Origin of the sequence: Bradyrhizobium acaciae (assembly GCF_020889785.1) — a bacterium.
Classification (GTDB): domain Bacteria; phylum Pseudomonadota; class Alphaproteobacteria; order Rhizobiales; family Xanthobacteraceae; genus Bradyrhizobium; species Bradyrhizobium acaciae.
The window spans coordinates 38,369-46,011 of record NZ_JACMYK010000053.1 but is presented as its reverse complement, the minus strand read 5'-3'; the positions used below and the strand labels follow the sequence as shown (position 1 = coordinate 46,011).

Genomic DNA, 7,643 nt, shown 5'->3' with positions numbered 1-7,643 from the left:
CGGCGATTTCGTCGTGCCAGGGCGGCGGCGCCGCGGGTGCAGATGCCGGGGCCGCAGGGGGAGCAGCGACCTTGGGCTCACGCGGCGGCGGGAAAGCCGTCTCGTCGGAGCCATTGCGCGGGGAAGTTGCGGGCAGCGGGGGAAACTCCGACCGGGTGCCCGCGCCAGCGGGCTCGAGCCGCGCGGCGATGACCTGGAGTTCCCGAACGACTGCGGCAAGCGCCAGCACGATGGCGCCGGTGCATGCGCTGGTCACGCCGGTTGCGATCAACGTGCTTCCGACGCTGAATTCCTTGTAGGGGATACCCAAGCCGACCGCCGCCAAGCCCGCCACAACCAGGCCCGCGCCGACGACCAACAGACCAACCATCATCGAACTAACCCCCGGGAGACCCGACCGAAAATCGGCGCGGGCCTCGAACGCCACGATACCGTCATATTGCCCACACCGCCAACCGCCAATTGTAGACGGAGTTCCCTAAAATCCCGCTTAACCGAGCGGGACGCGCTCGGTCCCGGGCGAATACCGGCTGCGCCGGCGCCCTGCTCCCGTAGATTTACTGGCTACGAATTGCTGCCAATTTATTGCAGCGCATCTGGGAAATTACGCCACAATTCCCAATTACTCAGAAACGGAACTGCGCTATGGATGCCGGGGAATGAGGCCCTAAAGCGCCAAACTGGGCCACAGGCACGCCGGTATCACTAGCTATGTCATCGATTACGACGTCTGCCCTCGAGGCGCCTGCGCGGCGCTCGGTGGAGAAGACCTGCGACGATCTCGCTTTCCTCGTCCTCGGCGTGGTGGCCGTGGTCGCCGGCCTCACTTTCCGCGATTACGGTCTGGGCTGGGACGACTACACCCACGCTGAATACGCCGACCTCCTGCTGCGCATGTACGGGTCCGGGTTCAAGGACACCGGCGCGCTGTCGTTCGCCAACCTCTATATGTACGGCGGCGGCTTCGATATGGCTGCGGCCCTGCTGCACAAGATCATTCCTCTGGAACTGTTCGAGACGCGCCGCCTGCTCGGCGCGGTCGTCGGCGTGATCGGTCTTGCCGTAACCTGGCGCCTGGCGCGCCGCGTCGGAGGCCCGCTGGCGGGACTGGCGGCGCTGCTGCTGCTGGCGCTGTGCCCGACCTTCTACGGCCACATGTTCATGAATCCGAAGGATGCACCGTTCGCCGTCGCGATGGTGGTCCTGATCATGGGCCTCGTCCGCCTGGTCGAGGAATATCCGGCGCCCTCGCCGCGCACGATCCTGATCGTGGGCTTAGGGGCCGGCCTGTCGATCGGCTGTCGCGTGCTGGGCGGGCTCGCATTGATCTACGCAGTGGTCGGCTTCATCCCGCTGTGGATCGAGGAGTACCGCAAGCAGGGTGCGCGCGAGGCGACACACCGCTTTGCCCATGTCGTCTATGTGCTGCTGCCGGGGCTCGCTCTCGGCTATCTCGTGATGGGCCTGATCTGGCCGTGGTCGATCATGGAGCCCGGCCATCCGCTGGAAGCGGTGACCTATTTCTCGCACTTCTTCGAGAAGCCGTGGAAGGAGATGTTCGACGGCGCGCTGGTGTCGGTCCCGGACATGCCGTGGTCCTATTTGCCGACGCTGTTCGCCTTGCAGCTTCCCGAAGTGCTGCTGGTGCTGCTGACTGCAGCCGTCGTCGCCACCTTGATGTCGCTGTCGCGCAAGGATGTGACCGCCAAGCGCAAGTCGATCATGCTGATGCTGACGCTGGCGGCGACGCTGCCGCTGGTGATCGCGATGGTGAAGCGGCCGGCGCTCTACAACGGCATCCGCCACTTCATCTTCGTGATCCCGCCGATGGCGGTGCTCGGCGGCGTCGCATTCGCCCGCGGCATGGACTGGCTCGGCGACAATCGCCGCGCCTGGCAGCCTGCGGCGCTCGCCGTGTTCGCATTCGGCCTGCTGCTCCCGCTCAGCGAAATGATCCGGCTGCATCCGTATCAGTATACGCATTTCAACCACATCGCAGGCACGGTGCGGACCGCCGACAATTTCTTCATGCTGGACTATTGGGGCCTGGCGCTGAAGCAGGCATCCGACGGGCTGCGCGAGCAGCTGGCGGAACGGCAGGAAGTGCCGCCGCAGCACCGCAAGTGGAAGGTCGCGGTTTGCGGACCGCAGCGCCCCGCACAGGTCGCGCTCGGGCCCGACTTCACGATCGGCTGGGACAGCAATGCGGCCGACTTCGCGATGACGCTCGGCGAGTTCTACTGCAAGGGCCTGGCCGCGCCTGTCATGGTCGAGATCAAGCGCGACGACGTCGTGTTCGCCCGCGTCTACGACATCCGTGGCCGCAGCATCTCGAGCCTGCTGGCGATCCCGGCGCCGTAGCCCAAAGCACGTCTGTTGCGCGCCTGCCCACTTCCGGAGCATGACCTTCCGGTTCGTGGGCCAGCCGTCGCATGCTGACATGACTGTCACGCCGTTACGCTGCCTTGCCGCGATCCGGCGCCGACGCTAGGTTCGGCGCAGGAAACAGCCGTCAACGGAGCAATCGGCCATGTCGCCAGCGGAAGCGCGCCTGAAGGAAGTGCCGTCGAACATGAGTGCGGCGGAGTGGGAGCAGCGGATCAACCTCGCGGCCTGCTACCGGCTGGTCGCGCTCTATGGCTGGGACGATCTGGTCGACACCCATATCTCGGCCCGCGTGCCGGGGCCCGAGCATCACTTCCTGATCAACCCCTACGGACTGATGTTCGACGAGATCACCGCGTCGAGCCTGGTCAAGGTCGACCTCGACGGCAACCAGCTTTCGCAGAGCGACTACAGCATCAACCCGGCCGGCTTCACCATCCACTCGGCGATCCACGAGGTGCGCGAGGATGCCGGCTGCGTGCTCCATCTGCACACGGTCGATGGCACCGCGGTGTCGAGCGGCCCGGACGGGCTGCTGCCGCTGAACCAGACCGCGCAGCTCGTCACCCACGACCTCGCCTATCACGACTATGAGGGCATCGCGCTCGATCATGACGAGCGCCCGCGCCTGCAACGCGATCTCGGGACCAAGAACCACATGCTGTTGCGCAATCACGGCACGCTGACGGTCGGCCGCTCGGTCGCCTCCGCCTTCGAGCGGATGTACCATCTGGAGCGCGCCTGCTCGATGCAGGTGGCGACCCGTGCGCTCGGACCGATCGCCTATCCGGTCGAGCAGCAGGCGATCGACAAGAACACCGAGCTGCTTTCCAACCCGGACCGCGCCGAGCTGCGCTCGACCCAGCTGGTCTGGCCGCCGCTGCTGCGCAAGCTCGACCGGGTCAATCCCGGCTACCGTGATTGAAAATTTCACAATCTTCGGGTAGGCTATCCGCCAACACCCTCTGCACGTTCAGAATCAAAACGCCGCCCAATTCCGGGCGGCGTTTTTACGTGCGGGGCTGCCGGAGCTCCGTAGGATAGGTAGAGCGCAGCGAAACCCATCATGGATCGGCATCAAGACCGCTCGCCAAACGTCCCGTCCAGTTTCGCTCCGTCGCCAGCCCAATCGTCCGGATACACGCCCAACTCGACCATGCGATGGAACGACGAGTACGGCCAATCCTTCACGCGCGCCACAAGACCATGCTTGAAAGGATTGATGTGGACGTAATCGATGTGGCGAGAGAAATCGTCCTCGTCCCGGATCGTGTGTTCCCAGTACCGCCGCTGCCAGATACCACGCTCCGCCTTGGCAACCCGGCTATCCGAAATAACCTCACCGGCCGGAAGGCTTCTTGAAAACGCCGATTTGATTTGCCTCCAACGTGTCGCATAGTCGGCATCACCTTCCGGCAAGCTCCAGACAACATGGAGGTGATCTGGCAGGACCTCCGTCGTAAATGGATGCCGTTCGCGTGTCACTCGGAAGGCCGCACGCAAGTGATCGATATGCTCGGTCAGCAATCGCAGCCGCCGGTCCTCCAAATTGACGGTGAAGAAGAAGCTGCCCCCAGCGATGAAATTGCGACGATAGGTGACCATGACTAATCGCCTGGAAAAAGCGATGGGTATCGCTACGCTCTACCCATCCTACACTTCGATCAAACTGCGGGAAGTCCGTAGGATAGGTAGAGCGTAGCGAAACCCATCATGGAGCGGCATCATGGCCGCCCGCGATAGGTCATCATCATTGGCGATACTTGCGAAGTGATGGGTTTCGCTGCGCTCTACCCATCCTACACCTCAAGTAAGCGCCGTCGCCCTACTTGGCCTCGGCGAACGCCGCCAGGATCCGCGCCCAGGAGCGGATGCCCTTGTGGTAGCTCTTGAGATCGTACTTCTCGTTCGGCGAATGGATGTTGTCGTCGTCGAGCCCGAAGCCGACCAGCACGCTGTCGAGGCCGAGGGTGCGTTTGAAGTCGGCGACGATCGGGATCGAGGCGCCGGAGCCGACCAGAAGCGCCTCCTTGCCCCACTCGTCGGTCAGCGCGCGGCGGGCGGCCGCGAGCGGCTTCATGTTCCAGTCGAGCGCGATCGCCGGCGCGCTGGAATGATCGGTGAACTCGGCCTTGCAATCCGCCGGCAGGCGCGCCTTCACATAGTCGCGGAACGCGTCTCGGATCTTCTCGGGATTCTGTCCCTCGACCAGGCGGAACGAGACCTTCGCCGACGCCTCGGCCGCAATCACCGTCTTCGAACCCTCGCCGGTATAGCCGCCGATGATGCCGTTGATGTCGCAGGTCGGGCGCGAGGAGACCTGCTCGATCAGGAGCCGATCCTTTTCGCCGGCCGGCACCGAAAGGCCGATCGGCTTGAGGAAGCTTTCCGGCGTCAGATTGAGCTGCTTCCACTGCGCCAGAATGTCCGGCGGCAGATCCTTCACACCGTCATAGAAACCGGGGATGGTGATGTGGCCGTTCTCGTCATGCAGGCCGCCGAGGATCCGCGTCAGCACGCGGATCGGGTTCTGCGCGCCGCCGCCGAACACGCCGGAGTGCAGGTCGCGATTGGCGGCCTTGATCTTGACCTCGTCATAGACCAGGCCACGCAGCGAGGTCGTGATCGCCGGCGTGTTCGGATCCCACATGCCGGTATCGCAGACCAGTGCGAAGTCGGCCTTGAGCTCGGCCTTGTTGGCCTCGAGGAACGGCACGAAATTCTTCGAGCCGATCTCTTCCTCGCCTTCGATGATGATGGTGATGTCGACCGGCAGCGATCCCGTCACCGTCTTCCAGGCGCGGCAGGCCTCGACGAAGGTCATCAACTGACCCTTGTCGTCCTCGGCGCCGCGCGCGACGATGATCTTGCGCCCGTCGGCATGGTCGGTCACCACAGGCTCGAACGGCGGACGGTGCCAGAGATTCAAGGGATCGACCGGCTGCACGTCGTAGTGCCCGTAGAACAGCACATGCGGTCGCCCGTCGGTCGAGCCGTTCAATTTGCCCACCACGGCCGGATGGCCCGCGGTCGGCCGCACCTCGGTCTTGAAGCCGAGGGTTGCGATATCCCTGGCAAGATGATCGGCAGCCGCCTTGCAGTCATTGGCAAAGGCCGGATCGGCCGAGATCGATTTGATGCGCAAGAGCGTGAACAGCCGCTCCAGGCTGTTGTCGAAATCGGCATCGATGCGGTCGAGGACGGGCTGCAGCTTGGCGTTGGACATGCTTATATCCCATTGGTTGGACATTGCGCCAAGTTGTAGCGCGCCGACCGCCCGAGGCAAAGCCGGTTGCCCATTCCATGGGACTGTCGCGACGCTACCTGCGCAAGATCCCGCCAAGCGCGCCGCGCACCAGCGCGCGACCGATCGAACCGCCAACCGAACCGCCGACCGATTTGCCGAGATCCGCGACCACGCCGCCGACCACCTTGTCGGTCACCGAGCGCGTGACGTTCCGTGCGATCACCTGCCCGGTCGAGAGCCGGCCGCGCTTGACATTGGTGCCGAAGATCGCGGCAGCGATGGCGCCGATCTCGCCGAGGATGCCGCCCCCCTCGCTGCCTGAGCCTTCCGCCGACGCGGCGCTGCCGGCGAGACGCTTCTGGATAATCTCGTAGGCGGACTCAGCGTCGATCGCGGTGTCGTATTTGCCCTTCACCGGGCTCGCATCCATGATCGCCTTGCGTTCCTCCGGCGTGATCGGCCCGATCCGCGCCGACGGCGGCCGCACCATGACGCGCTCGACCATCGACGGCGTGCCGCCGCCTTCGAGGAACGACACCAGTGCCTCGCCCTTGGCAAGCTCCATGATCACCCGCGCGGTGTCGAGCTTCGGATTGGGCCGGAACGTCTGCGCGGCCGCGGCGACCGCCTTCTGGTCGCGCGGCGTGAAGGCGCGCAGCGCGTGCTGCACCCGGTTGCCGAGCTGTGCCAGCACCTTGTCCGGCACGTCGATCGGATTCTGCGTGACGAAATAGACGCCGACGCCCTTGGAGCGGATCAGCCGCACCACCTGCTCGATCTTGTCCATCAGCGCCTTCGGCGCGTCGTTGAACAACAGATGCGCCTCGTCGAAGAAGAACACCAGCTTCGGCTTCGGCAGGTCGCCGGCCTCCGGCAATTCCTCGAATAGTTCCGACAGCATCCAGAGCAGGAACGTGGCGTAAAGCCGCGGGCTCAGCATCAGCTTGTCGGCGACGAGGATGTTAACCATGCCGCGCCCGTCGCGGTCGGTCCGCATGAAATCCTTCAGCGTCAACGCCGGCTCGCCGAAAAATTTCGCGCCGCCCTGGTTCTCGAGCACCAGCAGCTGACGCTGAATCGTTCCGACCGTCGCCTTGGACACGTTGCCGTAGCTCTGGGCGGCCTTACGGATCGACGCCAGCGGATCTTCCCCCTCATCGGCGCCCTTCTTGCCGCCGTCGGGGGCGATCGCATCCAGCAGGGCGCGCAGATCCTTCATGTCGATCAGCGCGAGGCCATTTTCATCGGCGACCCGGAAGGCGACATTGAGCACGCCCTCCTGCACGTCGTTCAGATCGAGCATCCGCGCGAGCAGCAGCGGTCCCATCTCGGTGATGGTGGCGCGCACCGGATGCCCCTGCTCGCCGAACACGTCCCAGAACACGGTCGAGAACTGGTCCGGCTGGAAGGTCAGGCCCATTTCCTGGGCGCGCTTCACAATAAAATCCTTGGCCTCGCCGACTTCGGAGATACCGGACAGATCGCCCTTGATATCGGCTGCGAACACCGGAACGCCGGCGCGCGCAAATCCTTCGGCCATGACTTGCAGCGAGACGGTCTTGCCGGTTCCGGTTGCGCCGGTGACGAGCCCATGCCGGTTGGCCAGCGCCAGCGTCAGCCAAGCCGCCTGCTCGCCCTTGCCGATAAAAATCTTCTCGTCCGTATCGGCCAACTTGTTGTCGGAGGTCGCCATCGCTTCGCCTCTTCGCGCAAATTTGGATCGCTTCAATCATTGAACCCGGTTCGATACATCGAACCCGGCTCGACGCACGAACCTACGCCATCATATTGCATCTTGCCGGTCGATTGAAACCGTCAGCGGATGCCGACGTATAATGTCGCGCCAGCAGTTCCTCATATTTTATTCCCGGCAAAGTGACGAAAGGCATTGCGCATTGCGACAAGATGGTGTGAATCCGCCGCTCACTCTTGCAGCGAGGCCACAGTCCCAGCGCGATCGAAAAAGAATACGAACTGAAATGCGCGGATCGCTTGTATTTCGTGACACAGG

Annotated in this window: 5 protein-coding genes and 1 pseudogene; 2 read left to right on the top strand and 4 right to left on the bottom strand. The window is 63.9% G+C overall.

Features of this window, described 5'->3' with window-relative positions; genetic code table 11:
• Positions 1–370 (bottom strand): annotated as a pseudogene (locus H8A92_RS20720) (hypothetical protein); the annotation flags it as partial.
• A gap of 341 nt (positions 371–711) precedes the next feature.
• Between H8A92_RS20720 and H8A92_RS20715 the strand changes: the two are divergent.
• Together H8A92_RS20715 and H8A92_RS20710 are read left to right on the top strand one after the other, a co-directional pair.
• Positions 712–2,361: a glycosyltransferase family 39 protein gene (locus H8A92_RS20715; RefSeq protein WP_229197470.1), complete on the top strand. Its 1,650-nt coding sequence runs from the start codon at positions 712–714 to the stop codon at positions 2,359–2,361.
• A gap of 169 nt (positions 2,362–2,530) precedes the next feature.
• Complete coding sequence (locus tag H8A92_RS20710) at positions 2,531–3,310, top strand: class II aldolase/adducin family protein (protein WP_163157393.1); 780 nt, start codon at positions 2,531–2,533, stop codon at positions 3,308–3,310.
• Positions 3,311–3,462: 152 nt separating this feature from the next.
• Here H8A92_RS20710 and H8A92_RS20705 read toward each other — a convergent pair whose 3' ends face one another.
• From H8A92_RS20705 to H8A92_RS20695, 3 genes are all read right to left on the bottom strand, one after another.
• Positions 3,463–3,990 carry an REP-associated tyrosine transposase gene (locus tag H8A92_RS20705; protein ID WP_229197469.1) on the bottom strand — a complete coding sequence of 176 codons (528 nt, stop codon included), beginning with the start codon at positions 3,988–3,990 and terminating at the stop codon, positions 3,463–3,465.
• 220 nt (positions 3,991–4,210) lie between these two features.
• Positions 4,211–5,611, bottom strand: a complete 1,401-nt coding sequence (locus H8A92_RS20700; RefSeq protein WP_229197468.1) for a M20/M25/M40 family metallo-hydrolase — start codon at positions 5,609–5,611, stop codon at positions 4,211–4,213.
• Between the two features lie 94 nt (positions 5,612–5,705).
• Positions 5,706–7,325: a helicase HerA-like domain-containing protein gene (locus H8A92_RS20695; protein ID WP_229197467.1), complete on the bottom strand. Its 1,620-nt coding sequence runs from the start codon at positions 7,323–7,325 to the stop codon at positions 5,706–5,708.
• Positions 7,326–7,643 lie beyond the last annotated feature (318 nt).

Excerpts from the sequence above, each read along its gene's own strand:
- H8A92_RS20715 (WP_229197470.1), top strand. The coding sequence starts at position 712 with ATGTCATCGATTACGACGTCTGCCCTCGAGGCGCCTGCGCGGCGCTCG.
- H8A92_RS20710 (WP_163157393.1), top strand. The coding sequence starts at position 2,531 with ATGTCGCCAGCGGAAGCGCGCCTGAAGGAAGTGCCGTCGAACATGAGT.
- H8A92_RS20705 (WP_229197469.1), bottom strand. The coding sequence starts at position 3,990 with ATGGTCACCTATCGTCGCAATTTCATCGCTGGGGGCAGCTTCTTCTTC.
- H8A92_RS20700 (WP_229197468.1), bottom strand. The coding sequence starts at position 5,611 with ATGTCCAACGCCAAGCTGCAGCCCGTCCTCGACCGCATCGATGCCGAT.
- H8A92_RS20695 (WP_229197467.1), bottom strand. The coding sequence starts at position 7,325 with ATGGCGACCTCCGACAACAAGTTGGCCGATACGGACGAGAAGATTTTT.